Below are 26161 nucleotides of genomic sequence, written 5' to 3'. Positions count from 1 at the left end.
GTCTTTACGCACTGGCCACATGTTATTAAAGTGGGTTGGGTCATAGTCCGGATGGGCGCCGGGGGCGTCCGGGAAGGGGGAGTGCATCACCACTGACCGTTACCTACAGACAAATGACCACTACGTTGAAAGCCCCTCCTGGGAGGGGCTTTCCCTTTGCCCGGAACAGGACAGGAACCGGCGATGGCTACTCCACGAGTTGACCCAGGCGGGCCCGGAGGGAACGCCGCTCCGCCTCATTGCCGGTGAGGATCAGGGCTTCCTGGAACGCCACCCGCGCCTCCTCCGGGTGCCCAAGCCGGGCCAGGAAGTCGGCCCGCGCCGCGGCAAGATACGGGTACCGGGCGAGCTGCGGCTCGGCACCGAGCGCATCCAGCTCCGCCAGGCCTTCCGCATAACCCACGGCGAAGCCCAGCGCGATGGCCCTGTTGAGCTGGACCACCGGGGACGGCCACCTTTCCATCAGCAGGTCATACAGGACCAGGATCTCCTGCCAGTCGGTGTCGGACCAGGATCCGCTTTCATCGTGCACAGCGGCAATCGCGGCCATCAGGGCGAACCTGCCGGGAGGCCGCGAAACCAAGGCCTCCCGCAACAGCCCAACACCTTCCGCGATGGCACGCCGGTCCCATTTCGACCGGTCCTGGTCCTCGAGCAGAACCTGCTCGTCGTGCTTGTCCATCCGGGCGTCCCTGCGGGCGTCCGTAAGCAGGACCAGGGCCAGCAGGCCGGCAACATCGGGGTCAGCGGGTAGCAGGACCCGCAGTGTCCTGGCCAGCTCCAAGCCGCGTTCGGCAAGGTCGCGGCGCATCAGGTCCGAACCTGACGGGGAGGTGTGCCCCGTCGTGTACACCAGGTACACCACCGACAGCACGCCGTTTACGCGTTCGTGCAGCTCAGACACCGGCGGTACCCGGTAGGGGATGCCGGCGGCGGCAATCTTCTTTTTCGCGCGGGTGATCCGTGCCGCCATGGTGGCTTCCGGGACCAGGAACGCGCGCGCCACATCGGCGGTGGACAGTCCGCACAGCAGCCGCAGCGTCAGCGCCACCTGGGCTTCGAGCGCCAGGGCGGGATGGCAGCAGGTGAAAATCAGCCGGAGCCGGTCGTCCGGGATGTCATCAGCGTCCGGCGCGTCGTCGCCATACTCCTCAGGTTCCAGCAGCTTGGGCAGGGCCCGCCGGAGGGTGGCCACGCGGCGCCGCATGTCCAGGGCCCGCCGTCGTGCCGTAACCGTAAGCCAGGCCCCCGGATTCCTGGGGATTCCGTTCACGCCCCACGTGGCCAGGGCACTGGCATACGCGTCCTGGACCGCCTCTTCGGCGGCGTCGATATCCCCGGCAACACGCACCGTGGCCGCCAGCACGAACCCCCATTCGCGCCGGTGGGCGTCGGCCACCGCCGCGGCGACCTCGGAGCTGGCGGCGTGCGGCATCAGCTGACCACCCGAACGGGCCAGACCTCGACTCCAACCCCGGCGGGTACCTCCTTGGCGATTTCGAGGGCTTCATCCAGGTCGGCTGCCTCCACCAGGTAATAGCCGCCCAGGGTTTCCTTCGACTCCGTGAACGGACCATCCGAGACCAGGAACCCGCCCGACCCATCACGCCGGACGGACGTCACGGTCGAGGATGGCTGCAGGGCGGCCCCGTTGATCAGGTTGGAACCGCGCCGCTGCATGAACTCCTGGTAGCTGGCGCTGATCGACTCGCCTTCGGCCTGCCGCGCTACCGCCTCATCCTGGAAAATCAGGATCAAATACTTGGACATGTCGTGCTCCCTTCGCTGTTGGCCGGAGCCCTTCAGTGGAGCCCCTACCCATACGACGCGCACCGGAAGCGAAAATCGACAGCAGCGCGGGAATCCCCTTCCATTTCCAAGGTACCCCGCCGTGGGGGCCTTGCCGCAAGGCCCCGGGGGTGCCGCATACTGGCGGTCGATTATTCGTGGATTGAGGGGGACGGCATGCATGACGTGGTGATTGTGGGGAGCGGGCCCACGGGGTTGATGCTGGCGGGCGAGCTGCGGCTGGCGTGGGTGGACGCCGTTGTCCTTGAACGGCGGGAGTCCCAGGAGTTGGCGGGCTCCCGCGGGGGCGGAATCCATTCCCGCACCCTTGAACTGCTGGACCAGCGCGGCATCGTGGACAGGTTCCTTGCCGAGGGCAAAACGATTAACGCGGCCACGTTCGGCAACACCCCGCTGGACCTGGGCGGGCTGCCCACCCGGCATCCATACACGCTGGCGCTGTTCCAGAACCACATTGAGCGGCTGCTGCTTGAGTGGGTGGAGGAGCTGGGCGTGCAGGTCCGGCGCGGCGTGGAGGTCACCGGCGTGGAGGCGGACGACGGCGGCGTGGCCGTTCAGCTTGGCGCGGGCGGATCGCTGCGGGCCCGGTATGTGGTGGGCACCGACGGGGGCCGCAGCACGGTGCGGCGTTCGGCGGGCATCACGATGGCGGGCCCGGACGCAACCCGGAGCAGCCTGATTGCCGAGGTGAAGGTGGCGGGGGAGCCTGTCCAGCAGGGAAAGGTGGACGCCCGCGGCATCCACGGCCTCTACCCGATGGGGGACGGCACGGTCCGGGTGGTGGTGACCGAGGCTGCGCTCGGTCCAACCACCGAGCCCACCCTGGCGGACCTGCGGCAGGCGCTGACCGACGTGTTCGGCACCGACTTCGGCGTGCACAGTCCCACCTGGCTGTCACGGTTCACCGACGCCACCCGCCAGGCGGAGACCTACCGGAAGGGCCGGGTGCTGCTGGCCGGCGACGCGGCGCATGTCCACTCGCCGACAGGCGGGCTCGGTATTGGCCTCGGCGTGCAGGACGCAGTCAACCTTGGGTGGAAGCTGGGGCAGGTAGTGCGGGGCCTCTCCGGTGAGGAACTGCTGGAGACCTACCACGCGGAGCGCCACCAGGCGGGGGAGCGGGCGCTGAAGTACACCATGGCGCAGTCGCTTTTCCAAAAATCAGACCCCCGGCAGGAGGCGCTGCGCGACCTGCTTGGCGAGGTGCTCCGCGTGGAGGGGGCCGGGGTTCCCATCGCGGCGCTTGTGACAGGGCTCGACGTGGCCTACGACCTGGGCGCCGGCCATCCGCTCCTGGGTCGCCGGATGCCGGACCTGGAAGTCACCACTGCCGAAGGTCCCATCCGGGTCTTCGAACTGCTGCACCAGGCGCGGCCCCTGCTGCTGGACTTCAGCGGGCAGGAGTTGGGTGCGGGCCTTTCCAACGGCAGGGTGCGGCATGTTCCGGCCACGTACGACGGCGGCTGGCAGCTTCCCGTGCTGGGTGCTGTGGGTGCGCCCGCCGCAGTCCTGGTGCGGCCGGACGGGTACGTCGCCTGGGTGGGCGCGGGCTCAGCAGACGGGCTTGCCGAGGCCCTGGACACTTGGTGCGGCAGGGCCGGCGGCTGACCTCTCAGCGCAAGTTACTGCTTCGGCCCGGCGATGTTCACCAGCCACTGGACACCGAATTTGTCGGTGCACATGCCAAAGGTGTCACCCCAGATGGCTGTGTTCAACGGCATTGTCACCGTGCCGCCCTCGGACAACTTCTCCCAGTAGCCCCTGAGTTCCGCGTCGTCACCGCCGCTGAGGGAGATGCTGAACGTGTTTCCGGGCGTGTAGTCCATCCGCTGCGGGGTGTCCGACGCCATCAGGGTCAGCCCCGTTGGGGTATCGAGTTGTGCGTGCATGACCAACTGGTCTTCGGAGGGATCCTGGCTGGCCTGGAATTCCGCGAACGTGCCGATGTTCAGTTCACCGCCAAAGACGTCTTTGTAGAACTCCATGGCTTCACGGGCATTGTTTCGAAAGCTCAGATAGGGATTGAGCCGGGTGGGCATACGGGGACTCCTTTTGTGAGCGGGACTTCGTTGTCGGCACGCGTCATGCTAACAGGGCCCTCCCCAAGCGGGAAGGGGTGGGGTGAAGCCTCAGTCGTCGAAGTGGGCCTCAGCTGTTCCAGGGCCCGAGAACCGGTCCACCAGCGTTTCGGCGAGTTCGTTGAGCTTTTGGTTTCGAGTGCTGGAGGCGTTGCTGAGAAGGCCGAAGGCGGCATCCCTGCTGCAGTTGTTCTGGGCCATAATGATGCCGCAGGCCAGGTCGATGGCGGTCCTGGTGTCCATGGCCGACTTCAAGTGCTCGGCCCGCTGTTCCGCAGCCACGATCCGGACTGCGAGCCGCAGGGCCTTTCCCGCCATCTCGGCGAACCGGAGCCCATCAGACACCGCCTGCTCAGTGAAGCACCCCGTGGAGGGGGCAAAGAAATCCAGGACTGCCCCGGCGTCGTCATCCATCTTCATGGGGATGCCAAGGGCACTGGCAACCCCCGCGGCAGAAAGGGCGCTCCGGTATTCCGGCCACCGCAGGTCGGACGAAACGTCTCCCAACAGGACGGGAACTCCGCTTTCCAACGCTTCCACGCAGGGCCCGTCTCCCAGCGTCTGTTCAATCCGGTCAAGCACCGCGGCCCTGCCGCTGCTGCCGCCGATGGTGGCCGTACGCTTGCGCCGGTGCAGGGTGACAGCGCATTCGATAGGCACTCCGGTAGTGCTGGTCATGCTGGCTGCCGCGAAGCCGGTGAGTCCATCCAGCACCGACTTGATGTCCTCCGTCCCGGCGATCAGATCCACAATCCCTTCAAAGTCGTCCGCCATGTCCTGGTCCACCATCTGTTCAATGTAGAAGCAGCAGGAATCAGCCACAAGGGCGGGATCAGCGCACCGATACCAGCCTTCTCCAAGCCCGCGCACAGCGCAGTTATGGAAACGTTATATATGCTTGCTTAGTGGTTTTTAGGTCCAGCAGCCGAAATTTGTCAGTACCGGAACGCCCGTCGGCGCCCCAAACGGGGCTGATCGCGGGGCGCAAGCATGCCCTGGATGGGCTCCGGAGCATCGCCGTGGCGGGCGTGTTCTTTTTCCATACCGCCACCGACTCCATGCCGGGTGGATCCATCGGTGTTGACGTGTTCTTCACGCTGAGCGGCTTCGTGATCACGCTGCTGATCATGAAGGAACGGATCGCCACCGGCCGGCTCCACCTGGGCGTCTTCTACGCCAAGCGCCTGGCCCGGCTTTGGCCGGCGCTCCTGGCACTCTGCGCGGTGATCGTCGCCGTCGGCCTTCTGTTCCCGGCGTCAGGCTGGGGCGGCCAGGCGGGGTTCGTCCTTCCCGCTGCCGCGTACGTGATGAACCTGGCGCACTTTGGCATGTTCGGCGAGTCCATCGCGGGTGAAACCCTCGGCCCCACCTGGACCCTCGCCGTGGAAGAGCAGTTCTACCTGGTGTGGCCGCTGCTCCTGCTGCTGATGCTCCGCTTCTGGAAGGTCCGTACCTCAGCCTTGGCCACCGTCGCCCTGGCCGCCGTCTTCGTACTGAACCGGTTCCTGCTGGTGAACGCGGGCGAGCCGCTGGACCGCATCTACAACGGACCGGACACCCGGGCGGACGAACTGCTGATCGGCTGTGCGCTCGCCCTGATGTTCACGGCCGTGCGGGACGGTTCCCGGCTGCACCGCGCACTGGTGTCCGCTGCCCGCTGGGCTGCACCGCTGGCCGGCATCTCCCTGGTGGCAGCGCTGTTCCTGCTTAAGGAGCCGGACACCCCCGGCGACTGGTTCAACCTGTTTTGGACGTGGGGGCCCGCGGCTCTCGCGTTGTTGTCCGCGGTACTGATCGGTTCCCTGGTGCTCCAGCCGGCCGGGTTCCTCTCCCGTATCCTCAGCCACCCCTGGCTGGCCCGCCCCGGCCGCGATCTGTCCTACGGCCTGTACCTCTGGCACCTGCCGGTCTACCTGCTGCTGATGCCCCTGATCCCGGCGCTGCCGCTCCGCATCGCACTGACCGCAGCCCTCACGGTATTGCTGGCGTACGCGTCCTTCCGCTTTGTTGAGCGGCCGCTCCGGGGATGGGCGAACAAAAGGTTGGAGCCCGCCGTCGACCGTTCAACGCCTGCAGGTTCCACTCCCGGGACTCCGGGCCGCGCGCCTTCGGCGCCTAATGCTTCCAGGCAACCAGCGCAGGAACCCGAGCCTGCCGGCCAATTGACCAACTGACGCCTGAAGCTGCAGGTCAGTCCTTTCGGATGCCGGGCATACCCATGGGCTCCGGTTTGGCGGTGCTGGAACAGTCCGGGCAGCACGCAGTGGTTTCGGCTTCTTCAGCCACCACGTGGGGAACGGCGCAGCAGGCGTCCCCGCGCCACGCGTTGACGCCTTCACGCACAGCAATGCCGGCGATCACCAGCGCCGCGCCGGCGTCTGCCCACCACCAGCCCAGGGTGCTGTTCAGGACCAGGCCAACCAGCAGCACGGCGGAGAGGTAGGTGCATAGCAGCGTCTGCTTGGAATCGGCCACCGCTGTCCGTGATCCCAGTTCCCGCCCAGCCCTGCGTTGGGTCCAGGACAGGACCGGCATGACGGCCAGGCTCAACGCCGCGATCACGATGCCGGGCACCGAGTGCTGGGCTTCTCCCGCACCCGCCAAAGATCGGATGGCATTCACAGCCACGAATGCGGCCAGGGCGAAGAATGAGATGGCGATGATCCGCAGGGTCAGATGCTCACGCCGCTCCGGGTCCTTGGCGGAGAACTGCCAGGACAATGCCAGTGCGGAGGCTACTTCGATCACCGAATCCAGGCCGAAGCCGATCAGCGCCGAGGAGTCGGCCGCGCCGCCCGCCCACAGGGACACGACGGCCTCGATGACGTTGTAGGTGATGGTTGCTCCCGCCAGAAGCCGGATTCGCCGGCTCAGCACCCTGCGGCGTTCCACCGTGGGGGAGTTAAGCGCAGCGGTCATGCGAAGCATTCCCCATCAGGGGCGCAGCAGGCTGGGTCCACCGCGAGGACAACATTGATGAGGTCCTTGATAGCGTGGCCGATCCGGGCGTCCGCCAGTTCATAACGGCTCCGCCGCCCGTCCGGCACCGCAACCACCAGTCCGCAGCCGCGCAAACAGGTCAAGTGATTGGACATGCTCTGCCGGGACACCCCTAAGTTGTCCGCCAGGTCGGAAGGATAGGAAGGGGCGTCTGCAAGTGCCAGCAGGACTCGGGCGCGGGTAGGGTCCGACACCGCATAGCCAAAACGGGCCAGCACAGGGGCGTGGGTGAGGGTCTGCATGGGCTGGAGGGTTTGCACGGTTTTAGAGTACAGCCATCACTGTATTCAGGTGAAGATGAACTGTAATCCCAGTCCCCGCGACAAGTTTTCGGCCTGAACAACCGCCGCTGAAGTGAAGGAGGCGTTCAACGTTCGGTGGCCCGCCGGCAATTGTCAGACCCCCTTGTCATAGTTGGTTTATGGGGAAAGCGGCGGTTGTGAGGGCGTTCGAGGACATTCGCGCTGCCCTTGCTGTGCTTCAGGCTGAGGTGGACGGGGCGGGTCTGGAGGCGTTCGCGGATATTGATGCGGTTTCTGATCCGCTGGCCGGTTTGGCGGATGGGTGCCTGGACATCCTCGCCGGGGCCCGGGAGGTCGAGGCGCGGGTTGCGGGGGTGAAGGCGAAGGCTGCGGTGGGGTACGCGGGGGCTGCGCATGCTGTGGCGGGGACGGGCGTGCCAATGGTGGCGCAGGAGATGGCGGTCGCGGCGGAGGTCGGGTGCGTGCTGGCGTTGGGTCCGCGGGCCGCCGGGTCGTTCCTGGCTACCTCACACGCCCTGACCAGCAGCTTGCCGCGGACTTTGGAGGCGTTGCAGTCCGGGACCCTGTCGTGGCAGCACGCGCTGGTGCTGGCAGATGAGACGGCGTCCCTTGATGTGGCGGGGGCGGCGGCGTTGGAGGCGCATTTCCTGGACCCTGAAGCACAGGATGCCGCCCGCGGCTGCCCGGTTGGGGAGCTGCCGGCGCACCGGTTCCGGGTCAAGGCCCGGACCTGGCGGGAACGCCACCACGCCGAATCGATCGAGAAGCGGCACGCCAGGGGTGTGGCGGAGCGGCGGGTGGAGTTCCGGGCGGACCGGGACGGGATGGCGTGGCTGGGCGCGTACCTGCCCGCGGACCAGGCCATGTCCGGGTGGAACCGGCTCACCGCTGCCGCGCGGGGTTTGCAGGGCCCGGCCGAGGACAGGACCATGCCCCAGCTGCGGGCCGACAGTTTCGCCGCAGCCATCCTCGGCAGCGGTAACACCCGGGGCGGCAGCACCAGTCTCAGCCGTGCCAGTGCCAGTGCCAGTGCCACTGCCGGCGTCTTGGCTGCTGCCGGGCCGGGCGCCGGTGCCGGTGGCACTGACGGCGCCGGGCCGGGACACTTGCCCTCCTCGGTCCGCGCCGAGGTGCTGGTCACGGTTCCGGTGTTCGCGCTGATGGGTTTGACCGATGAACCGGCGATGCTGGACGGGTATGGTCCGGTGCCGGCGTCGATGGCGCGGCGACTGGTCGCGGACGGGGCGGGCTCGTTCTACCGGGTCCTGGTGGACCCCCGGGACGGGGCGCCGTTGGAGATCGGCCGGAAAAGTTACCGGATTCCCAGGGCCATGCGGGCCTGGCTGCGGATGCGGGACGGGAAATGCCCGTTCCCGGGCTGCAGCAACACCTCCCTGGACACGGAGGCCGACCATCTCCTCGCCTGGCACCACGGCGGCACCACCGGCATCAGCAACCTGGGACAGCCCTGCCCGAAGCACCACAGGCTCCGGCACACCACCGCCTGGAAACCCACCCCGGCCAGCACGAACGAACCACCGGGCTGGACCTCACCCACAGGCCGCCACTACACAAGCGAACACCAGGACTGGGAACCACCAAAGTGGCCACCCGGGTTCCTGCCCGGCGAACGAAGCCGGGTCCGCGAACGAAGCCTCCTGGGGAAGCGCGCCTTCAGCCCCATGCCGTGTGAGCCGCCGCGCCGGTAGACCGGCCTGTAGTCCTGCTACCCCAGAGGGTTGGCCGATTGGCAGGTCTGGTCGCTGCCCGTCTGGGCCACCACGCCGCCTGAGGAGTCGGCGGACGACGGCGGTGCGGCGGGTTTGGTGCCGGTGGCAAAGTCCGTGCCCGCGTACAGTTGCACGCCCTGGATGTTCGCCACCTGCTGCACGTTGCCTGCGGGCAGGCCGAACAGCGCTGCCACGTCCGCGGCCACGTCCTCGAACCCGGCCGAGTAGTAGACCATGGTCTTCTCCTGCGCCTGGGCCTGCAGCTTGGTCAGGTTGGTGAAACCGGCCTCGGAGAGCAGCCCGGCAATGGCATTGCTCCGCCCCGTCACGCCGGTGCCGTTGGCAATGGAGACGGGCTGCAGTGACTTGTCGTAGGCGGGTGCCGCGGGAGTTGCGGGCGCCTCCGTGGGGGAGGCGGAGGAGGGCTGGCTCAGGTCCGGGCTGCTTCGGAGCGCGGCGAAGAAGTTGGAGGCTGTCGGCTCATTCAGTGCCAGCCGGTTGGGGTCCGCCGGCGCCGGCACCGTGGGCGTGGTGATGAAGTTGATGTTGGCCGGGTCGATGTTCTTCAGCCGGTTGGCGATGGTCAGCAGTGATGGGATGGAGGACAGGCCCGAGTCAACGGTCAGGTTCCTGGTGATGGTGTCGGCAATGGTCAGGGTCTTCTGCGGATTGCCCAGAGTGCCCTCGGACTTGAGCTTCCGGCTGAGCGAAGCCAGGAAGCCCTGCTGGGCCTGAATGCGCCCCAGGTCCCCGCCGTTGGCGAAAGCGTGCCGGGTCCGCAGGAACGCCAGCGCCTGTTCGCCCTGCACCTGGGACGTTCCGGCAGGCAGGTTCAGCCCGCTGTCCGGATCGTGCACGGCATCGCTGACGCAGACCTCCACGCCACCCACGGCATTGGACAGTTCCTTTACCGCGTTGAAGTCGGCCATCATGAAGTGGTCCACCTCCAGGCCGGTCAGTTTGTTCACGGTGTCCACGGCGCAGCCGATGCCGGCCTGTGCCATGGCGCTGTTGATCATCACGTCCTGGCGGGCCGGATATGCCTGCTTGGTTTTGGGGTCCGTGCACGCCGGCACGTCCACCAGCAGGTCGCGCGGGAAGCTGACCACGTTGACGTGCTTGTTGTCCGCGGAAATGTCCAGCAGCATCATGACGTCGGACTGGCCGTAGCCGGAGGAGTCCTCCGCGCTGCCGTACTGGCTGTTGCTGCCGTCCCGGGTGTCGGAGCCCAGGACCAGGATCTGCATCCGGTCCGTGCTGTCGTTCACGGTCCCTTCGGTCCGCTCTCCACCCGCCGTCAGTTCAGACGTTGTGATGTTCGACTGCAGGCGCCACGCCCAGTAGCCGCCGAAGGCCACGGCACCGACGAGCAGCGCGGACACCACGGCGGTAACGGCCTTGAGCCAGCGCGGGACACGGCGTACAGGCCGACGGCGGCGCAAACTGGCGGCGTACAACTCGCCTTGGCCGGGGTAGGCGCCGGGGGCGGAGCCAACCTGATCCGGGTCGGGGGATTTTCTGGAACCGAACACGAAAAAATGACCTTCGGGAGGGGACAGGTTTCGGCTACCCTACAGGCCCAAGCTGGCAATTCCCCAAGAACGGCAGCCTGCAGCCGCGCCGTCCCGGTCCTGGCGGCGGCAGAGGGCGTACTCTTTTTTCTCGGCGGGTACCCGCCCCGGAGATGGGCCCGGCCATGGGGAAAGCCCTGCTGTGCAGGCTGAGGAACGGACAGATGAATACAGGACAAAAGCAGCGCGTGGCGGGCCGTCCTGCCCGGCGCGGGCTGGGCAAAGTGGCGGTGTGGCTGGTGGATGACTCCCCGGGACGCCTCCGGCCGCTGATCATGGCGGTGGTCCTCACGCTCTCGGCGATCGGACTCGTGGAGGTGGCATCGGCGTCGTCCGTGGAATCTGTGGCGGCAGGAAACAATCCGTACGACCTGCCCCTGAAGCAGGCCATGTGGACCGTGGCTGGCGTGGTGATCATGCTGGTGCTGGCCCGGATGCCCGTGCGGCGGATCCGATGGCTGGGTTGGCCGCTGCTGATCGGCTCCCTTGTTGCCCTGGTGCTGGTGTTCACACCGCTGGGAATGTCCGTCAACGGCAACCGGAACTGGCTGAGCGTGGGAGGTTTCACCGCGCAGCCCTCCGAGTTCGCAAAGCTCTCGCTGATCGTCTGGGCCGCCGCCATCCTGGACCGCAAGCAGGCCCTCCTGGGGCAGTGGAAGCATGCGGTCATTCCGTTGGCACCCGCCGGGGGACTGATCATGCTGATCGTGGCGCTGGGGCACGACCTGGGCACCACCATGATCATCATGATGATCCTCGCCGCCACCATGTTCTATGGCGGAGTCCGGATGAAGGTGTTCTCGGTTGCGGGGCTGGTCTGCGCGGTGGCAGCGCTGCTGCTCGCGGCCACCAGCGGCAACCGGATGGGGCGGATCTCATCCTGGCTGGGCATGGGATCCGACGAGGACGCGCAGGGAATGGGCTACCAGGCGCAGCACGGCGCGTACGCCCTGGCCTCCGGCGGCTGGTTTGGCGTGGGCCTGGGACAGAGCCGGCAGAAATGGAACTGGATCCCGGAAGCCCACAACGACTTCATCTTCTCCATCCTCGGCGAAGAACTCGGCCTGGCCGGAACCCTGCTGGTGCTGGGGCTGTTCGCCATCCTGGCCATCGCGGTGTTCAAGACCATTGCCCGCACCACGGACACCTTCTCGCGGATCGTGGCCTGCAGCGTGATCACCTGGATCCTGGGACAGGCCGTGATCAACATCGCCATGGTCAGCGGACTGCTGCCGGTGATCGGCGTGCCGCTGCCGTTCATCTCCTATGGCGGATCGGCCATGGTCTCCTCACTGGCCGGCATCGGGGTGATCCTGGCGGTAACTCGTCCGGAAGGTGTACACCCTCACCCCACCCGGTCCCGTCGCGCCGGACCCGGCCGTCCCGTGTCAGCCCGGCCCGTGTCAACCCGAGCTGTGTCCGGCCGGGGCGTTAAGCAGGCCCGGGAGCATGCGTACCAGCGGTAGCGCCGGCGGGACAGCTCCTCCGGCGCCCATGACTGCCATCCGCTTCATCCTGGTCTTCGGGGTGGTCAGTGCGCTGATGGACATGGTCTACGAAGGGGCGCGGAGCGTCACCGGCCCTTACCTGGGTGCGCTGGGCGCGTCCGCGCTCCTGGTCAGCGTGGTCACGGGGGCTGGTGAAGCGGTGGCCTTGGTGCTCCGCCTGGTGTTCGGGCGGCTGGCCGACCGGCCGGCGCTGCGATGGACGCTCGCACTCAGCGGTTATGCCCTGACCGCGCTGTCCGTGCCGTTGCTGGGGATCACCGATGCGCTGTGGATAGCCTGCCTGCTGGTCCTGGCGGAAAGGCTGGGCAAGGCGGTGCGGAGCCCGGCGAAGGACACCATGCTGGCCGAGGCCGGTTCAGCGATGGGGCAGGGCAAGGCGTTCGCGCTGCACGAGGCGCTGGACCAGGTGGGGGCACTGGTGGGGCCGCTGCTGGTGGGGGCGGCCCTGGCGCTGTCCGGCAGCTACGGTCCCGGGTTCCTGCTCCTGGCTGTTCCGGGGATTGCTGCCATGCTGATTCTGTTCCGCCTCAGGCGACGCGTTCCCGACCCCGGTGTCTACGAGCCTTCCGCCGCGCCGCCAGCCCCACCCAGCCCCGTTCCCGCCAGCCCCGTTCCCGCCCAGGACACAATTGCTGGGAAGCCGGCCCCAATGCCGCGCCAGTACTGGCTCTACGCAGCCTTCAGCAGCCTGACCATGTTCGGCTATGCCACGTTCGGCCTGCTGTCGTTCCATCTGGTGGCCACCGGACTCCTGCCGCCCTCATTGGTCCCGGTGCTTTACGCCGCGGCCATGGGAGTGGATGCCGTGGCGGCATTGGTTTCCGGCTGGCTTTTTGACCGGGTGGGGTTGAAGGTTCTCCTGGCCCTTCCGGTCCTGGCCGCCGCGGTCCCGTGGCTGGGCTTCAGCAACAGCACGGCGCTTGCGGTGGCGGGGGTGCTGCTGTGGGGAGCAGCGATGGGTGTCCAGGAAAGCACCATGCGGGCCGGGGTGGCGGGCCTCGCTCCGGTGGCCCGGCGGGGGAGTGCTTACGGGATGTTCACTGCCTGCTACGGCCTTGCCTGGCTGGCCGGCAGTTTCGTCATCGGCCTGCTCTACGAGATCTCAGTTCCTGCACTTGCGGTTACCGTCACGGTGGTCCAGGCCGCGGCCCTGGCGGTCTTCGCCGTCGTGCGTCCGCACGCCTCCGGCATGGAAGGCCAACTGCCGTCTTCGGGGAACGAAACTACCTAGGCGACCGCCCCGGCAATCTCGGGGCACTCAACGCAGCGGACGTCCGCAACCAGGGACCCGGCGTCGTCCTTTTGGAAATGGGTGACGTGATTGGTGGTCCTGCCGCAGGTGGGGCAGAAGCTCTGGCTTTGTTTTGTCCACATGCATGAATAATACGGAACGCCCCCACAAAGAGAAGATCGCGGGCCAAAGTATGTGGATCGCCGCAGTTTTCCTTTACCGGATCTTGACCAAAGCTGCTGGCGATCCTTCAGGAAATGCTGAGTTTCGCCGCATAGCTTGGGCTCATCAGGCAGTACGGAAGGAGCGCAGGACAATGACCATTACCGATTACTTTGTGGCTCTCGGCGGCATGCTGGCTTCACTCGGAGGTGCAGGGCTGGTGGCGGCCGGCCTTATCAGGGCACGGGCACGGCACTAGGATTTTCGCCGCAGTTCCTACGCGATTGCCGGGGGCTCGAACCGTGTTCCGGGCGTGCCGCTGGGCAGTGACCTCAGGATGTTCTCCGCAACGCTGCGGACCTTCAGGTTCCGGTGCCGCGAGGTGCCGGCAAGCTTGCTGAACGCCTCCGTGTATGAGCAGCGGTTCTGCGCCATGAGCACGCCGCAGGCCACGTCGATGCTGGTCCGGCTCTCCAGTACCTGTTTCAGGTTGTCCCCGGCGCGGATGACGCCGTGCACGTCGAGGGCCAGCTTCAGGCTGTGCGATGCCACCTCGCCAAACCAGGCTGCCTCGTTGATCACCTTGGCGTTGAAAACGTAGTTTGCCGGTCCCAGGAACACGAGGGCTCCAGCCGAGCCCGGCTGCAGTTCCAGGGGAACGGCAAGCGCTGAGCCGAAGCCTTTGTCCAGCAGCCGCCTGCGGTACGCCTCCCAGCGGGCGCCGGCCTGGTTGATCACTGCCGGCGCCATCAGCGGCGAACCAAGAGCGGTGGGGCTGTCCCCGTGCTCGTCCTCCGATGCCACGCTGGCCGCGGCCGGAGTGCTGCCGGCGGTGGCAAAACAGGACCGCTGCCGGTGCAGGACGGCGGCGCACTCCAGTGCCCTTCCGGCGGAAGTGCTGATCCAGCGGGCGGCAGCATCGGTGAGCTTCTGCAGGGACCCTGCATCGCCGTCGGCCCCTGTCACCAAATCCAGCAGGAACCCCTGCCGTTCGGGCTCCACATTGTCTGCCGGGCCAACCGCCACCCTGCACCCCCGTCTCGTCACGCCCCTTGGCCGTGGCGCCGCGGGTTGGAAGAAACTTATTGGGCCGGGACGGTGTGCGGCACGAGTAGCCGGTACTCTACTTTTCCCGTGCCGCCCGCCCGGGTACTTGCCTGCTGCTTTTCAACGTTGTGGAGGTGGCGGGGGAACAAGTGGGCTACCATGGGTTTGTTAGACAGCCAAGCAAGTAGGATATCGAAGGAATTCGCATGAACCCGCATGGTGCAAGCGAAGGCTACTGGTACCCACCCGTCGAGGGCGTCGAGCCCGGGGCTGTTGATGTCATCAACGCGCTCCGCGAATTCCGGACCTCGGAGAGCGCTATGAGAAGGCGCACCCGCTCGTCCGCCGCAATGGGGGAGACGGACCTCCTGGCGCTGCGGTACCTCATCGATGCAGAGGCTGCCGGCGTGGGAATCCGACCCACGGAACTTGCAGCCCGCCTGTGCATCACGTCCGCCTCCATGACCAGTCTTGTGGACCGCCTGGTGTCCGGCGGTTACGTCACCCGGGAGCCCCACCCCTCGGACCGCCGCGCCGTCATCCTGCGGCCTACTCCCGGCGCCGACGAGGAAGTCCGGCACAACCTGAACCAGATGCACAAGCGCATGCTGGAAGCCGCCGAATCATTGTCTTCCGAAGAAATCAAGGCCGTCATGCACTTCCTGGTGCGCATGCGGGAAGCAGTGGACGCCGTCAACTCCGGCCCCGGCATTACCGGCCGGTAGACAAAGAGATAATCCTAGTTAGACTAGCTACATTGTTAGTTAACTACCGGACGGCGGATTGCATGACTGCAGTACTTGAACCTCAGGCGCCGGGGCAGTCGACCCGCGTTGAGCATTACGAAGAACTCCCGCTTCAGCCCGCGCCCTCTGTGATTGGCGACCCCGCGGCACCCTTTCACTGCGGCGCAGCGATGGCGGCCGGCCCCGTACCGATAGCGTCGCTGGGGTGGGCACCATTGGAGCTTGGCTCGGCGGAATGGTCCTGCGCATGCGGTTACAGGATCGTCGACGGCGGCACTGCCGGTGATCCGCTGGAGGCCGTCCAGTTGGCTTCCGCAAGGGTGGAGAGCCTCCAGTGGGAGCTGGATGCGGCGCAGGAGAGGTTTGAGCATGCAGTCCAGAGCGCCGCGAGGCTGGGTGCGGGGCGGGAGGACCTGGGCAGGGCCGCCGGCCTCACCGTTGAGGAGCTTCAGGACATCCTGGTTGCCAAGGACCAGCTGCGGTAAAACAAAAACTGCTCCACCATCCCGAAGTGCAGCCATCCGTTTGTTCAGATGCAGCTGCACTTCGGGCTGTTGGAGCGGAAAGAGAAGCGGTGGTCGGCCTGCTCTGGCCCGAAAAATGGGCGCGGCGAGCGGCCGGGAAATTTATGCGGCCAGGCGGCCGGCCGTGTGACGCGGATGTCGGCGGTCAGCCAGCACGCTGATGGTGCAGGGAGCCTGTTCCGGATCGATTTTGGCTGGAAGGTGCCTTGTTTCAGAGGCGGCGCGGAGCATTTCCAGTGCTTCCTCGTCCACCCAGGCGCTGGAAACGTCCAGTTCCAGGTCCAGGCCTCCCCTGAGGGAGTTGGCACGCTTTGCCACTACATAGAGGGCGTTGACGCTGTGAATGGTGATATGCCCCGTTGCAATCACCTTGGCCTTGCTGTGGTCCAGATCCACCCGGACTACGATGTTCAGCTTAGAGTTCAAGTTGTAAAGCCTTCCCCGGCATTGGCTGCGACGCTGCAGCTTCTTGCATGGCCCGTTTGCATGAGCCTCAATTAGATTAGGCAACAAATGTGACCTGCGCAACACGGGGGCCTTTATTACACCGAACGTAGTTTCCTACCAGTTTGAGGAGTGCCATGAGCATCGACCCCGCAGGAAAGCCTTCCGTCCTCTTTGTCTGCGTCCACAACGCCGGCCGGTCCCAGATGGCGGCAGCGTTCCTCACCTCCTTGTCCAGGGGAGCCGTCGAGGTGCGCTCCGCCGGTTCCCAGCCGGCCGACAAGGTCAATCCGGCCGCGGTGGAGGCCATGGCCGAGGTAGGCATCGACATGTCCGCAGAGGTCCCCAAGGTACTCACCACCGAGGCAGTGAAAGAATCGGACGTGGTGATCACCATGGGCTGCGGTGACGAGTGCCCGTTCTTCCCGGGCAAGCGCTACGAAGACTGGGTCCTGGAGGACCCGGCAGGCAAGGGCGTTGAGTCCGTCCGTCCAATCCGTGATGAGATCAAGGCACGCGTTGAACAACTGATCACCGAACTCCTGCCCGCGCAGCACGCGGACGCCCAGTAGTACCGCCACCGAAGGACAATCCATGAGCAAAGAACAGCTGATCATCATCGGCTCCGGCCCCGCCGGCTACACCGCCGCCATCTACGCCGCCCGCGCGGGCCTGAACCCCCTGGTCCTGGCCGGCTCCGTCACCGCCGGCGGCGCGCTGATGAACACCACTGAAGTGGAAAACTTCCCGGGCTTCCCCGGCGGCATCCAGGGCCCTGAGCTGATGGACGGGCTGCAGCAGCAGGCGGAAAAGTTCGGCGCGCGCATTGAGTACGACGACGCCACGTCCGTTGACTTGAGAGGTTCCGTTAAGCGCGTGGTCACCGGCGGCGGGGAGACTTACGAGGCTACGGCCGTCATCCTGGCCACCGGCTCTGCGTACAAGGAACTCGGCCTGCCTGAGGAGAAAAAGTTCAGCGGCCACGGTGTTTCCTGGTGTGCCACCTGCGACGGGTTCTTCTTCCGTGACCAGGACATCATCGTGGTTGGCGGCGGCGACTCCGCCATGGAGGAAGCCACCTTCCTGACCCGGTTCGGCAAGACCGTGACCGTGGTGGTGCGCAAGAACGAGCTGCGCGCCTCCCGCATCATGGCGCAGCGGGCCAAGGACAACCCCAAGATCCGCTTCGCCTGGAACTCTGCCGTTACCGCCATCCACGGCGACGGCAAGGTCACCGGCGTAACCCTCACAGACACCCGTTCCGGTGAGACCCGGCACCAGGACGCCACCGGCATCTTCGTGGCCATCGGACACCTGCCGCGGACCGAACTGGTGGCGGGCCAGGTGGACCTGGACGAGGAAGGCTACATCAAGGTGGACGCCCCCACCACGTGCACAAACCTGCCGGGCGTCTTTGCCTGCGGCGACGCCGTGGACCACCGTTACCGGCAGGCCATCACCGCCGCCGGCACCGGCTGTGCCGCCGCCCTGGACGCAGAGCGGTTCCTGGCCGCACTGGAGGACGCGGCCAGCATCGCCACCGCCCTCGTGGAAGAACCCACGCACAGCTAAGTACTCCTGCCCGGGCACTCACTGTTGCCCGGGCAGGCTTCATTCCGCGGGTCAGACGACTTCGGGAAGCCGTCCGGTTAATACTGAAACTGGAGCTGCGGACCAGCGTTCACGCTCCGGCTCGTAGGAGATCACCATGGACGCGTCGTTCTCGCGCGCCTCGTCGATGGCCAGCAGCAGGGCGTCTTCCATATGCCTGGCGTATTCCAGCCGTTCGGGCAGGGACCCCTGCAGCCCGCCGTCGTCAATCAGCACGTGGCCCTTGCCGTCCACGATCACTTTCAATGAATACCCGCTGTCCTCATGCAGGGACCCGCGGGTAGATGAAATCTCCGTGACTCGATCTGCCCGGACCAGCCCGTTGCCCAGCGTGCGGATCCACACTTCACCCATGAATTGACCTCCCCTTGGCTGCGGGCGCGGATCAGCGCCCATAAGGCGAACGCTACTCCTCCGCGCGGCTTTTGTGACCCCCCGAATCCGCCTGCTGCGCCAGCGGATATGGCAACCAGCGGCCCCCGGATTCAGCTATTGTTGTGCGAGAAAACCCGCACTGGGTATGTGAGTTTTGGAGGAATGCATGTGGTCGAAGTTGGATGCGTACCTCTTTCCGCTGCCGATCACTGCCGTCTGTCCGTCGGGGACCTTTGAGCTGGACGTTGCCTCAGGAAGCATGAACTGGTCCGAGGGCATGTTTGGCATTCACGGGCTGCAGCCAGGTGAGGTGGTGCCCACTTTTGACGTGCTGATGGCCCACAAGCACCCGGGGGACCGGGAACCGGTGCGCGCGCTGTGGGCGGACCTCCTTGAGGGCGGTGGCCAGGGTGCCCTGCTGCACCGGATCATTGACGTCCGCGGCAGGGAGCGGCGCGTCTTTTCTGCGATCCAGGCCGTCGCCGCGCCTTCCGGGCGCGTGGAGCTGGCCCGCGGCTTCATGGTGGATGTGACCCAGAGCCTGCGCATCGAGTCCCAGCATGCCGCGACGGAGGCCATCGAGGGTGCGTTCGGGCACAAGGCGGTCATTGAGCAGGCGAAAGGCATTGTCATGGCCCTGCACAGTGTGGATGCCGAATCGGCGTTCCGGGTGCTGGCCGCCAGAAGCCAGCACGCCAACGTCAAGCTGCACCTCGTGGCGGAGGAATTGACCAGCGCGGCGGCAAACGGGAAGGCCAGGGAAGTCCTGGAGGGTTACTGATTCCCGGTTATCCCATGACCTGCTGGTTCACCCACCGCTCCAGCGACGGGACCAGCAGCAACACCGCGACGCCGGCCACCATCAGGACGTGGACGAACACATTCCACGCCGTGGTCCCGACAGTTTCGCCCCCGCCGATGGCTGCGAACCAGAAGGGCGCCAGGGCCACAAGCCCAAGTGCAGCCGACGCGAGGGCCGCATTTTCCCACCAGCTCCACCGGGCAAACAGTCCCCACGTGGCCACCAGGAACCCCAAGACGGTCAGCAGCGCAAGCACCATGGTGATGTTCCACCAGATACCTGACGTGTTGACCCCGCGGGTGGCGAAGGTGGGCGTAATCCACAACCAGCTGCTCCCGGCCATCAAGAGGGCGATGCCGCCCAGGGTGCGAAGAGTAAACATCTTCCACCACCTCCTTCAGACAGCGTGGTTGCCCTGGGCGTCGGCGAAACAGGGCCGAAGGGCCCGCCGTCGTCCGGTTCGTGGGTCCATGGGTTCTCGGCGGCTGGGCGGTAGGGCCGGGCGGTGGGAGGAAGGCGCCGCCGGGGGACCTTCGGCACTTTCGGGCATGGTCCCTATGCCGGACCCTGTTGCCATGGCGGACAGGACAACCACCAGCCGCAGCGGCAACCTTGGCTCAGCCATCGTCAACGCCCTGCTGCTGTACGGGATCAACATGTGGCCTGGGTGGCAGGTGCTGCCGTTCCTGACAGCCGACATGTCCCGCGTCCTTGACCTCATCAACGCGTCCCTGATCGCGGGCATCATCGTCAACCTCGTCTGCGTGGTGATCCACGCACGTACCCTCGTGGCGCTGGGCAACCTGGTGGTCATAGGCTTCGGGGTTGCCGCCATGCTGCGCCTGTGGGAGGTATTTCCCTTCGACTTCGGCACCGGCTGGTCCGGCTGGCCGGTGCTGGTGCGGGTGCTGCTGGTGCTCGGCATCGTGGGCTCGGCCATCGGGGCGGTGGTGGAAGTCGTCAACCTGTTCCGCGCCCTGGCCGGGTTGGAACCAAGGGCCCGTTGATCCAGTCTCCGCGGAGGCCACTGTGAGTCCCTGTCCGCTGCGTCACACTGCAGCCTCCCCAGGGAGGGGGCGGCCATAGGATAAATCTGATGACTTCCCCGGACCCCTCCCAGCCCTTCAGCCTGCGCAGCATTGCGGTCGCCGCTTTCGGACCCACACTGCTCTTCGGAATTGGGCAGGGCGCCATCCTTCCGGTGGTGGCATTATCTGCCCGCGAGTTGGGCGCTTCGGTGGCAGTGGCAGCCCTGATCGTCACCCTCATCGGACTGGGATCCTGGTTCTTCAACCTGCCGGCGTCGCTGGTAACCCTTCGCTTCGGTGAACGCTGGTCCATCGTGGGCGCCGCCGTCGCCGGTGGCCTGGCGCTGGCAGCCGCCGCCACCTCCGCCCTGGCCCCGAACGGACTGTGGCTGCTCGCCGTGGCGATGGCCGTCGTCGGGATGTCCGGAGCGGTGTTTGGCCTGGCCCGCCAGAAGTACCTGACGGAGGCGGTGCCGGTGGCCTTCCGCGCCCGGGCGCTGTCCACGCTGGGCGGCGTGAACCGCATCGGCGTGTTCATCGGCCCGTTCGCGGGCGCGGCGGTGATGCAGTTCTTCGGCATCGCCGGCGCCTACTGGGTGGGGGTGGTGGCCATGGCGGCCGCCGCGCTGCTGTCCCTCACCATCCCGGACCTTGCGACGCCGGATGTCCCCTTGGGCGGGGACGCGGGCCCCCAGCCCACGCTTCGGAGCGTCGCGGCGTCGCATGCCGGCGTGTTCCTTTCGCTGGGCGTGGGCATCCTGCTGCTCAGCGCGCTGCGGTCCTCCCGGCAGGTGGTGATCCCGCTCTGGGCCGACCACCTGGGCATGGACGCCACCTCCGCATCCCTGATCTACGGGCTCTCCGGTGCCATCGACATGCTGGTGTTCTATCCCGCCGGGAAACTGATGGACCGGAAGGGGCGGCAGTGGGTGGCGATTCCCTCCACGCTGCTCATGGGGACTGCGCTGCTCCTGATCCCGCTCACCGGTTCCTTCGTGGGACTGCTGCTGGCGGCGCTGCTGATCGGCTTTGGCAACGGCATCAGCTCCGGCCTGGTGATGACGCTGGGCGCCGACTTCTCGCCGGACCGGGGCCGCGGCCAGTTCCTGGGCCTCTGGCGGTTCATGGCGGATGCCGGCTCCACAGGCGGCCCGGTCCTGCTGTCCGGGGTGACCGCCCTGGCATCCCTGGGCCCGGGGATCTCAGCCACAGGCCTGCTGGGGTTCGCGGCGGCGGCCGTGTTCGGCGTCGTCATTCCCCGCCTGAAGCACCGCCGCAACTACTGACCGCCGCAACTGCTGACCGCCGCAACTGCTGACCGCCGGGACGCCACCCCAAGGCTGGCGTCCCGAACCGGTTCCCCGGGTCAGCGAACGATCTTGAAGTTGAACTCGGGCGTGCCGAGGGCGCCCCAGAGGCGAAGCCAGACAGGGAGGAGCATCTCCGTGCCACGGGCGGTCGAGATGTCCCCGAGGTCGATGACGTCCTGGTGGCCGAAATCCTTCAACAGTTCCGTGACCATGTGCTTGGCGTCCGCGTCGTTTCCGGAGACGAAGACAGTGCTGGCCTCGGGAAGGGTGTCCGGACGCGCCATGAGGTCGGCATTGAGGGTGTTGAGGGACTTCACCACGCGGGCGGTGGGGAAAGCGCGCTGGATCTGCTCACCGAGTGAATCGGTGTCCTTGACGAACAGGGTGGGCGGCATGCCCTGGCTGAAATCGAGCGGGTTGGCGATATCCAGAATGACCTTGCCGTCAAGGTTCTCCGCGCCTACCTGTGCCAGGGCATCCAGGGATCCGTTGCCGTTGGTGGCGTTGACGATGAGCTCTGCCCCGACGGCGGCCTCTGCGTAGCCGGCCAGCGTGACGCCCGGGTTTGCTGCAGCCCAGGTGGCGAAGGGTGCGTTGCCCATGGCGTCGGCCTCAGTGCGGCCGAGCGTGGCTTCGGGGCTGCGGGTGCCAATGGTCACGGTATGTCCGAGCTCTGCCAGGCGGGTGGCGATGGTGCGGCCGACAGTGCCGGTTCCGAGGACAGCAGTCTTCATGGTGGTTCCCTTAGCTTCTTATTTATCGGGTCGGATCTGATGTGACGGATCGTTCTCATTAGTTTGTGACGGATCGATCCGTCTGTCAAACTATAGGCGGTACATTTTTTGGCTTTGGTTTTGGAAGGGTGGGGTTTGCCGTGGCGCGCAAGAGCGGCGAGGAGAACCGGCGCAATGTGCTTGAGGTGGCCACGCGCCTGTTCTACCAGCGGGGAATCCGCGCGGTCGGGATGGATACGGTGGTCAAGGAATGCGGGGTGGGAAACGCCACCATTTACCGCCAGTTCCCCACCAAGGACGCCCTCGCCACAGCGTTCGTTCAGGGACGCGCGGACGCCTGGTTCGAGCGGATGCGGCAGGCGGCCGGGGAACGCGACGACGCCCGGGAGAAACTCACTGCCGTTTTTGAGGTGTTGGCCGGAGATACCGCCGGTGCTACCTACCGCGGCTGCCCGATGCTGAACACGAACACCGAGTTCCCGGAGGGCAACCACCCGGCCCATCTGGTGGCGGCAGCGCACAAGCAGCAGGTGCGGGACTGGTTCCAGTCGCTGGCAGCCGACGCCGGTGCGCAGGACCCTGGCGAGCTGGCCGAGGAGTTGCTCATCGTCCTCAACGGGGCCTATGCAACAGGCGCGGTTCTCGACGGCACCCGCTACGGCAAGCGTGCCCTGAACCTGGCCCGGCGCCTCGTGGACGACGCCTGCACCCAGCGCTAGTCACGGTGAAGCTGGTCGGGGCCAATACGCCAGGTCCAGCTGCGGCTCCACTTTCCCCCGGACCGTCATTGCGGGAAGTGTCGCAGGAGCGCGTTATTCTCGACACATGAGTGATCCCGGCGCTGGAGCCCGCATCAGCCCGCTGCAAAAAGCCGTGTGGTGGGCGCAGGACTATGTTTATGCCGCGGGCTGGCAGGTCCGCGGATTCCTGTCGCGCGTGCAGCCGGAGTCCTTCCGCAACGGCACCCGGCAGCCCGTGCTGATCATTCCCGGCGTGTACGAAAACTGGCAGTTCATGATGCCGCTCATCCAGGCCATCCACGACGCCGGGCATCCCGTGCACGTGGTCACGGTGCTGCAGCGCAACAAGATGAAGGTCCCGGACGCTGCAAAGCTGGTGGCCCAGCACCTGGAGGAGGCGGGACTGCGCGATGCCATCCTGGTGGCGCACAGCAAGGGCGGCCTGATTGGGAAGTACGCCATGCTGTCCCTGGACCCGGAGCACCGGATCGACCGGATGATCGCCGTGTGCGCACCGTTTTCCGGCTCGCGCTACGCCCGGTACATGCTGCTGCCCAGCCTCCGGATCTTCTCGCCGCGCAACGCCCTGACCCTCCAGATGGCCCGTGAACTGACCATCAACAGCCGCATCACGTCCATCTACGGGCCGTTCGATCCGCACATTCCGGAGGGGAGCGTCCTTCCCGGTGCCACCAACATTGAACTCCCGGTGGCGGGACACTTCAGGATCCTGGGCGACCCCGGAACCGCGCGGATCATTGTGGAGCAGCTGAACCTTCCGGCCTGACGCCGGCGGGTGTCTGTGTTGCCGTGGATGCCTTGGTTGCTGCGATGCGCCTGGCGATGAAGGCTGCGTCCGTGCCTACGCCGTGGACCATGGAGGACGCCAGCGACTGCTGGAAGACGGCGCCCAGGAAGTAGAGCCCCGCCTGCGCCCTTGCGACGCCGCGGTCCTGCTCCGGCTCGCCGTCCGGGCCGAACACTGGCAGACGGATCCACTCCAGCGCGGGCCGGAAGCCGGTGCACCACATGACGTTGGCAACCTCAAGGGTCCGGCCGTCCGCCAGCAACGGGCGGCCGTCCCTGACGCCCTCCGTCCTGGAGACGCATTCGACGCCGGCACGCACCAGGTCCCGGTTTTTCACCCTGACCAGTGGTCCGCTGTGCGCAAGGATTTGTGGCCGGGCCTTGCGGCCCATCGGCGTGTTGAGCGTCAGGACGTGGGAGAAAGCGAAGAAGACCGCGAGGGTCAGTGGCCTTGCTGCCACGGCGTCGATGGGCCAAGGAATCTCGCCGGGATGCCTGCCTGAGAGATATGTCGTGCGGCTGGTGGCCAGCTCCAGGGCAATGTCCGCGCCCGAATTGCCCGCGCCGACCACCAGGGCCGGGCCCGGGGCGAGGTCTCCTGGGTTCCTGTAGCTTGCCGCCGTGAACTGCTGGATGTCCGGGTTGAGGTGATGTGCGAATGCCGGAACTTTGGGCTTCCGGTCCCAGCCGGCGGCCACCACCACGTTGTCCGCCTCGAACTGCCGGCCGCTCTCGGTTTCAATGACGAAGTGATGTCCGCTGCGGCTGAGGCTGGTGACCCGGACGTTGTTCCGGATCGGCAGCGCGAATCTTTCCGCGTAGCTGCTCAGGTAACCGGCAAACTCCTCCCGGGACGGGTAGGACCACGGAGGAGCCGGGTAGCGGCTGCCGGGAAGGGCGTCGTACCGGGCCGGGGTGAACAGCCGGAGGGAGTCCCAGCGGCTGCGCCAGCTGTCCCCGGTACTGGCGTTCTCATCCAGGATGACGTAGGGGCGCTTGAGGAGGGACAGGTGGTAGCCCATGGCCAAACCCGCCTGGCCGCCGCCGATGACGACCGTATCGAAGTGCTCTGACATGACGCCTGCCCTTCCGCCCCGGACTGCTGTGAGCCTGCCACGGCGTTGCGGCTTTTGCCGCCGCCTTGCGGGTTCGCTACTGCCTGTCCGGGCTTCCTGCTAAGATTCATCCGAATATACTTCGGATGAAATTAGGGTAGGCCTCCCGATGGATGCAGTCAATGCCCCGGCCCGCCGCTATCACTCGCCGCTCCGGAAGGAACAGGCGGCGGCCACCCGCGACGCCGTGTTGGCTGCCGCCCGTGAACTTTTTGTGGGGGAGGGCTACCGTTCCAGCACCGTGGCCGGCATCGCACGGCGGGCTGGCGTCGCCGTCGACACCATCTATGCCACCATCGGCCGAAAACCGGACCTCCTGCGGGAAGTGGTGGAAACGGCCATCTCCGGGACCGGCCAGGCGGTGCCCGCCGAGCGCCGCGACTACGTGATCCAAATGCGGGAGGCGAAGGCTGCAGCCGAAAAGATTTCCATCTACGCCCATGCTCTGGCCCGCATCCAGCCGCGCCTTGCTCCGGTATACGTGGCGTTGCGCGATGCCGCCGGCACGGATCCCGACTGCGCAGCACTGTGGAAGGAGATCTCCAACCGGCGGGCGGCGAACATGCTGAAGTTCGTTGAGGACCTTGCCTCCACCGGGGAACTGCGGACGGACCGGCCTGCCGAAGAGCTGGCCGACGCCGTGTGGAGCATGAACGGGCCCGAATACTGGGTGCTGCTGGTGGACCAGCGCGGGTGGAGTCCGGAACGGTTCGCAGACTGGTTGACCGATGCCTGGTGCCGGCTGTTACTGGAGCAGAAATGAGCTGCATTCCGATGGAAGTGCAGGTCAGGGGCTGGTTGAAATTTCAAATAACTTGAGCTTTCGTTGACGTTTTACCCCCTCACTTCCTGAGCTTGGCACGGCAATGTTGTCCCCAGCTAGACAAAACGCACACACCAAAAAAGTCTGAGGGGACATCATGAAGAACAGCACTCTGATCAAGGGAACCGCAGCCATCGCCGTTGGCGCAGCACTGTTGCTGGGCGGCGGGGGAACCCTGGCCAACTGGAACGCGGAGGCAATTGCGGCTCCGGGAACCATCGTTGCCGGTGACTTGAACGTTGCCAAGACTGCATCCGGTGTTTGGAAGGACCGTGCGGGCACCACGATTGCCGACATCAGCACCTACAAGGTGGTCCCGGGCGACAAGCTCACCTTCACCCAGGATCTGACGGTAACCCTGGTCGGCAACAAGATGGCCGCCAACGTGGCAACCACTGGCATCACCGCGACCAACGGCTTCACGACCGCCAACGTGTCTGTGACCGGTCCGGCTCTTACCGTTGCCGGCGCGCCCGTAGCCAACCCCCTGCTGCCGACGGGTTCAGCCCAGACGGTCACCGCGACAATCACCTTTGAGTTCCTGTCCAGCACTGCCGGCCGCGCGGACACCACAGCGAATTACAACTTCAACAACGTGGCGTTCCAGCTGACCCAGGTGACCCAGACCGGTCTTTCCTAGCCTTCCGCAGGCGGGTGGCCTCAAGGTCACCCGCCTGGATTGACCGAAGCCCGGAATCAGGAC

General features: G+C 66.3%; 30 protein-coding genes. 16 read left to right on the top strand and 14 right to left on the bottom strand.

Annotated elements, in window-relative coordinates:
* Positions 1 to 187: 187 nt before the first annotated feature.
* Positions 188 to 1435: a DUF6596 domain-containing protein gene (locus tag LDO14_RS15470; protein WP_223992429.1), complete on the bottom strand. Its 1248-nt coding sequence runs from the start codon at positions 1433 to 1435 to the stop codon at positions 188 to 190.
* Positions 1435 to 1770, bottom strand: coding sequence for a YciI family protein (locus tag LDO14_RS15465; RefSeq protein WP_223992427.1), 336 nt, complete (start codon positions 1768 to 1770; stop codon positions 1435 to 1437). Before LDO14_RS15465 ends, LDO14_RS15470 begins: the two co-directional genes overlap by 1 nt.
* A gap of 195 nt (positions 1771 to 1965) precedes the next feature.
* On the opposite strand from LDO14_RS15465, the gene LDO14_RS15460 reads away from it, so the two are divergent.
* Positions 1966 to 3417, top strand: a complete 1452-nt coding sequence (locus tag LDO14_RS15460; protein WP_223992425.1) for an FAD-dependent monooxygenase — start codon at positions 1966 to 1968, stop codon at positions 3415 to 3417.
* 14 nt (positions 3418 to 3431) lie between these two features.
* Here the strand turns inward: LDO14_RS15460 and LDO14_RS15455 are convergent, their stop codons facing one another.
* Both LDO14_RS15455 and LDO14_RS15450 read right to left on the bottom strand, forming a co-directional pair.
* Positions 3432 to 3848, bottom strand: coding sequence for a VOC family protein (locus tag LDO14_RS15455; protein WP_018768673.1), 417 nt, complete (start codon positions 3846 to 3848; stop codon positions 3432 to 3434).
* 90 nt (positions 3849 to 3938) lie between these two features.
* Positions 3939 to 4676, bottom strand: a complete 738-nt coding sequence (locus LDO14_RS15450) for a GAF and ANTAR domain-containing protein (protein ID WP_223992422.1) — start codon at positions 4674 to 4676, stop codon at positions 3939 to 3941.
* Positions 4677 to 4819: 143 nt separating this feature from the next.
* Here LDO14_RS15450 and LDO14_RS15445 point away from each other — a divergent pair, with 143 nt between their 5' ends.
* Positions 4820 to 6061: an acyltransferase gene (locus tag LDO14_RS15445; RefSeq protein ID WP_223992420.1), complete on the top strand. Its 1242-nt coding sequence runs from the start codon at positions 4820 to 4822 to the stop codon at positions 6059 to 6061.
* Positions 6062 to 6077: 16 nt separating this feature from the next.
* Here the strand turns inward: LDO14_RS15445 and LDO14_RS15440 are convergent, their stop codons facing one another.
* Positions 6078 to 6806: a cation transporter gene (locus LDO14_RS15440; RefSeq protein WP_223992418.1), complete on the bottom strand. Its 729-nt coding sequence runs from the start codon at positions 6804 to 6806 to the stop codon at positions 6078 to 6080.
* Entirely contained in the window at positions 6803 to 7129 is a 327-nt protein-coding gene (locus tag LDO14_RS15435) for a winged helix-turn-helix domain-containing protein (RefSeq protein WP_223995272.1), read from the bottom strand. The genes LDO14_RS15440 and LDO14_RS15435 overlap by 4 nt, the downstream gene beginning before the upstream one ends.
* 179 nt (positions 7130 to 7308) lie before the next feature.
* On the opposite strand from LDO14_RS15435, the gene LDO14_RS15430 reads away from it, so the two are divergent.
* Entirely contained in the window at positions 7309 to 8859 is a 1551-nt protein-coding gene (locus LDO14_RS15430) for an HNH endonuclease signature motif containing protein (RefSeq protein WP_223992416.1), read from the top strand.
* A gap of 17 nt (positions 8860 to 8876) precedes the next feature.
* Here LDO14_RS15430 and LDO14_RS15425 read toward each other — a convergent pair whose 3' ends face one another.
* Positions 8877 to 10412 carry an LCP family protein gene (locus tag LDO14_RS15425; protein ID WP_223992414.1) on the bottom strand — a complete coding sequence of 512 codons (1536 nt, stop codon included), beginning with the start codon at positions 10410 to 10412 and terminating at the stop codon, positions 8877 to 8879.
* 203 nt (positions 10413 to 10615) lie between these two features.
* On the opposite strand from LDO14_RS15425, the gene ftsW reads away from it, so the two are divergent.
* Both ftsW and LDO14_RS15415 read left to right on the top strand, forming a co-directional pair.
* The gene (gene ftsW, locus LDO14_RS15420; RefSeq protein ID WP_223992413.1) at positions 10616 to 11917 is read left to right on the top strand and encodes a putative lipid II flippase FtsW; all 1302 of its coding nucleotides are present in this window, start codon (positions 10616 to 10618) and stop codon (positions 11915 to 11917) included.
* Positions 11901 to 13190 carry an MFS transporter gene (locus LDO14_RS15415; protein WP_223992411.1) on the top strand — a complete coding sequence of 430 codons (1290 nt, stop codon included), beginning with the start codon at positions 11901 to 11903 and terminating at the stop codon, positions 13188 to 13190. Before ftsW ends, LDO14_RS15415 begins: the two co-directional genes overlap by 17 nt.
* Here the strand turns inward: LDO14_RS15415 and LDO14_RS15410 are convergent.
* Complete coding sequence (locus LDO14_RS15410; RefSeq protein ID WP_155845532.1) at positions 13187 to 13333, bottom strand: hypothetical protein; 147 nt, start codon at positions 13331 to 13333, stop codon at positions 13187 to 13189. The genes LDO14_RS15415 and LDO14_RS15410 overlap by 4 nt on opposite strands.
* A gap of 295 nt (positions 13334 to 13628) precedes the next feature.
* On the bottom strand, positions 13629 to 14378 hold the full coding sequence (locus tag LDO14_RS15405) for an ANTAR domain-containing protein (RefSeq protein WP_018768663.1): 750 nt from the start codon (positions 14376 to 14378) through the stop codon (positions 13629 to 13631).
* A 227-nt stretch (positions 14379 to 14605) separates the two neighbouring features.
* Between LDO14_RS15405 and LDO14_RS15400 the strand changes: the two genes are divergently transcribed.
* Complete coding sequence (locus tag LDO14_RS15400) at positions 14606 to 15124, top strand: MarR family transcriptional regulator (RefSeq protein WP_018768662.1); 519 nt, start codon at positions 14606 to 14608, stop codon at positions 15122 to 15124.
* Positions 15125 to 15186: 62 nt separating this feature from the next.
* Positions 15187 to 15630 carry a hypothetical protein gene (locus LDO14_RS15395; RefSeq protein WP_223992409.1) on the top strand — a complete coding sequence of 148 codons (444 nt, stop codon included), beginning with the start codon at positions 15187 to 15189 and terminating at the stop codon, positions 15628 to 15630.
* Positions 15631 to 15771: 141 nt separating this feature from the next.
* On the opposite strand, the gene LDO14_RS15390 is transcribed toward LDO14_RS15395, so the two are convergent.
* Entirely contained in the window at positions 15772 to 16095 is a 324-nt protein-coding gene (locus tag LDO14_RS15390; protein WP_018768660.1) for a hypothetical protein, read from the bottom strand.
* Between the two features lie 155 nt (positions 16096 to 16250).
* Here LDO14_RS15390 and LDO14_RS15385 point away from each other — a divergent pair, with 155 nt between their 5' ends.
* Together LDO14_RS15385 and trxB are read left to right on the top strand one after the other, a co-directional pair.
* Positions 16251 to 16685, top strand: a complete 435-nt coding sequence (locus tag LDO14_RS15385) for an arsenate reductase ArsC (protein WP_134163971.1) — start codon at positions 16251 to 16253, stop codon at positions 16683 to 16685.
* Positions 16686 to 16707: 22 nt separating this feature from the next.
* Positions 16708 to 17685 (top strand): thioredoxin-disulfide reductase, encoded by a 978-nt coding sequence (gene trxB / locus LDO14_RS15380; protein ID WP_142071539.1) that lies wholly within the window; start codon positions 16708 to 16710, stop codon positions 17683 to 17685.
* A gap of 51 nt (positions 17686 to 17736) precedes the next feature.
* Here trxB and LDO14_RS15375 read toward each other — a convergent pair whose 3' ends face one another.
* A complete protein-coding gene (locus tag LDO14_RS15375; RefSeq protein WP_018768657.1) occupies positions 17737 to 18078 on the bottom strand; it encodes a hypothetical protein in 342 nt (113 codons plus the stop codon).
* 187 nt (positions 18079 to 18265) lie between these two features.
* Here LDO14_RS15375 and LDO14_RS15370 point away from each other — a divergent pair, with 187 nt between their 5' ends.
* Positions 18266 to 18880, top strand: coding sequence for a PAS and ANTAR domain-containing protein (locus LDO14_RS15370; protein WP_056392957.1), 615 nt, complete (start codon positions 18266 to 18268; stop codon positions 18878 to 18880).
* A gap of 7 nt (positions 18881 to 18887) precedes the next feature.
* Here LDO14_RS15370 and LDO14_RS15365 read toward each other — a convergent pair whose 3' ends face one another.
* Positions 18888 to 19283 (bottom strand): hypothetical protein, encoded by a 396-nt coding sequence (locus LDO14_RS15365; RefSeq protein ID WP_223992407.1) that lies wholly within the window; start codon positions 19281 to 19283, stop codon positions 18888 to 18890.
* 193 nt (positions 19284 to 19476) lie between these two features.
* Between LDO14_RS15365 and LDO14_RS15360 the strand changes: the two genes are divergently transcribed.
* A complete protein-coding gene (locus LDO14_RS15360) occupies positions 19477 to 19908 on the top strand; it encodes a hypothetical protein (protein WP_056393166.1) in 432 nt (143 codons plus the stop codon).
* A gap of 89 nt (positions 19909 to 19997) precedes the next feature.
* Entirely contained in the window at positions 19998 to 21215 is a 1218-nt protein-coding gene (locus LDO14_RS15355) for an MFS transporter (protein WP_223992405.1), read from the top strand.
* A gap of 80 nt (positions 21216 to 21295) precedes the next feature.
* Here the strand turns inward: LDO14_RS15355 and LDO14_RS15350 are convergent, their stop codons facing one another.
* Positions 21296 to 21973 (bottom strand): NAD(P)-binding domain-containing protein, encoded by a 678-nt coding sequence (locus LDO14_RS15350; RefSeq protein WP_018768652.1) that lies wholly within the window; start codon positions 21971 to 21973, stop codon positions 21296 to 21298.
* Between the two features lie 140 nt (positions 21974 to 22113).
* On the opposite strand from LDO14_RS15350, the gene LDO14_RS15345 reads away from it, so the two are divergent.
* Together LDO14_RS15345 and LDO14_RS15340 are read left to right on the top strand one after the other, a co-directional pair.
* Positions 22114 to 22692, top strand: coding sequence for a TetR/AcrR family transcriptional regulator (locus LDO14_RS15345; RefSeq protein ID WP_223992403.1), 579 nt, complete (start codon positions 22114 to 22116; stop codon positions 22690 to 22692).
* A 106-nt stretch (positions 22693 to 22798) separates the two neighbouring features.
* Positions 22799 to 23500: an alpha/beta hydrolase gene (locus LDO14_RS15340; RefSeq protein WP_223992401.1), complete on the top strand. Its 702-nt coding sequence runs from the start codon at positions 22799 to 22801 to the stop codon at positions 23498 to 23500.
* Here LDO14_RS15340 and LDO14_RS15335 read toward each other — a convergent pair.
* Positions 23469 to 24596 carry an NAD(P)-binding domain-containing protein gene (locus tag LDO14_RS15335; protein ID WP_223992399.1) on the bottom strand — a complete coding sequence of 376 codons (1128 nt, stop codon included), beginning with the start codon at positions 24594 to 24596 and terminating at the stop codon, positions 23469 to 23471. The two genes, LDO14_RS15340 and LDO14_RS15335, sit on opposite strands and share 32 nt — an antisense overlap.
* Before the next feature lie 148 nt (positions 24597 to 24744).
* Here LDO14_RS15335 and LDO14_RS15330 point away from each other — a divergent pair, with 148 nt between their 5' ends.
* Complete coding sequence (locus tag LDO14_RS15330) at positions 24745 to 25398, top strand: TetR/AcrR family transcriptional regulator (protein WP_223992397.1); 654 nt, start codon at positions 24745 to 24747, stop codon at positions 25396 to 25398.
* 157 nt (positions 25399 to 25555) lie between these two features.
* A complete protein-coding gene (locus tag LDO14_RS15325; protein WP_018768647.1) occupies positions 25556 to 26098 on the top strand; it encodes an alternate-type signal peptide domain-containing protein in 543 nt (180 codons plus the stop codon).
* The last annotated feature ends 63 nt before the right edge of the window (positions 26099 to 26161 follow it).

Origin of the sequence: Arthrobacter sp. NicSoilB11 (assembly GCF_019977375.1) — a bacterium.
In the GTDB taxonomy this organism is placed as follows: domain Bacteria; phylum Actinomycetota; class Actinomycetes; order Actinomycetales; family Micrococcaceae; genus Arthrobacter.
The sequence above is the reverse complement of the archived record's forward strand: the minus strand, read 5'-3'. Positions and strand labels throughout refer to the sequence as shown.

Excerpts from the sequence above, each read along its gene's own strand:
- LDO14_RS15470 (WP_223992429.1), bottom strand. The coding sequence starts at position 1,435 with ATGCCGCACGCCGCCAGCTCCGAGGTCGCCGCGGCGGTGGCCGACGCC.
- LDO14_RS15465 (WP_223992427.1), bottom strand. The coding sequence starts at position 1,770 with ATGTCCAAGTATTTGATCCTGATTTTCCAGGATGAGGCGGTAGCGCGG.
- LDO14_RS15460 (WP_223992425.1), top strand. The coding sequence starts at position 1,966 with ATGCATGACGTGGTGATTGTGGGGAGCGGGCCCACGGGGTTGATGCTG.
- LDO14_RS15455 (WP_018768673.1), bottom strand. The coding sequence starts at position 3,848 with ATGCCCACCCGGCTCAATCCCTATCTGAGCTTTCGAAACAATGCCCGT.
- LDO14_RS15450 (WP_223992422.1), bottom strand. The coding sequence starts at position 4,676 with ATGGTGGACCAGGACATGGCGGACGACTTTGAAGGGATTGTGGATCTG.
- LDO14_RS15440 (WP_223992418.1), bottom strand. The coding sequence starts at position 6,806 with ATGACCGCTGCGCTTAACTCCCCCACGGTGGAACGCCGCAGGGTGCTG.
- LDO14_RS15435 (WP_223995272.1), bottom strand. The coding sequence starts at position 7,129 with ATGCAGACCCTCACCCACGCCCCTGTGCTGGCCCGTTTTGGCTATGCG.
- LDO14_RS15430 (WP_223992416.1), top strand. The coding sequence starts at position 7,309 with ATGGGGAAAGCGGCGGTTGTGAGGGCGTTCGAGGACATTCGCGCTGCC.
- ftsW (WP_223992413.1), top strand. The coding sequence starts at position 10,616 with ATGAATACAGGACAAAAGCAGCGCGTGGCGGGCCGTCCTGCCCGGCGC.
- LDO14_RS15415 (WP_223992411.1), top strand. The coding sequence starts at position 11,901 with ATGCGTACCAGCGGTAGCGCCGGCGGGACAGCTCCTCCGGCGCCCATG.
- LDO14_RS15410 (WP_155845532.1), bottom strand. The coding sequence starts at position 13,333 with ATGTGGACAAAACAAAGCCAGAGCTTCTGCCCCACCTGCGGCAGGACC.
- LDO14_RS15400 (WP_018768662.1), top strand. The coding sequence starts at position 14,606 with ATGAACCCGCATGGTGCAAGCGAAGGCTACTGGTACCCACCCGTCGAG.
- LDO14_RS15395 (WP_223992409.1), top strand. The coding sequence starts at position 15,187 with ATGACTGCAGTACTTGAACCTCAGGCGCCGGGGCAGTCGACCCGCGTT.
- LDO14_RS15385 (WP_134163971.1), top strand. The coding sequence starts at position 16,251 with ATGAGCATCGACCCCGCAGGAAAGCCTTCCGTCCTCTTTGTCTGCGTC.
- trxB (WP_142071539.1), top strand. The coding sequence starts at position 16,708 with ATGAGCAAAGAACAGCTGATCATCATCGGCTCCGGCCCCGCCGGCTAC.
- LDO14_RS15375 (WP_018768657.1), bottom strand. The coding sequence starts at position 18,078 with ATGGGTGAAGTGTGGATCCGCACGCTGGGCAACGGGCTGGTCCGGGCA.
- LDO14_RS15370 (WP_056392957.1), top strand. The coding sequence starts at position 18,266 with ATGTGGTCGAAGTTGGATGCGTACCTCTTTCCGCTGCCGATCACTGCC.
- LDO14_RS15365 (WP_223992407.1), bottom strand. The coding sequence starts at position 19,283 with ATGTTTACTCTTCGCACCCTGGGCGGCATCGCCCTCTTGATGGCCGGG.
- LDO14_RS15360 (WP_056393166.1), top strand. The coding sequence starts at position 19,477 with ATGGCGGACAGGACAACCACCAGCCGCAGCGGCAACCTTGGCTCAGCC.
- LDO14_RS15355 (WP_223992405.1), top strand. The coding sequence starts at position 19,998 with ATGACTTCCCCGGACCCCTCCCAGCCCTTCAGCCTGCGCAGCATTGCG.
- LDO14_RS15350 (WP_018768652.1), bottom strand. The coding sequence starts at position 21,973 with ATGAAGACTGCTGTCCTCGGAACCGGCACTGTCGGCCGCACCATCGCC.
- LDO14_RS15340 (WP_223992401.1), top strand. The coding sequence starts at position 22,799 with ATGAGTGATCCCGGCGCTGGAGCCCGCATCAGCCCGCTGCAAAAAGCC.
- LDO14_RS15335 (WP_223992399.1), bottom strand. The coding sequence starts at position 24,596 with ATGTCAGAGCACTTCGATACGGTCGTCATCGGCGGCGGCCAGGCGGGT.
- LDO14_RS15330 (WP_223992397.1), top strand. The coding sequence starts at position 24,745 with ATGGATGCAGTCAATGCCCCGGCCCGCCGCTATCACTCGCCGCTCCGG.
- LDO14_RS15325 (WP_018768647.1), top strand. The coding sequence starts at position 25,556 with ATGAAGAACAGCACTCTGATCAAGGGAACCGCAGCCATCGCCGTTGGC.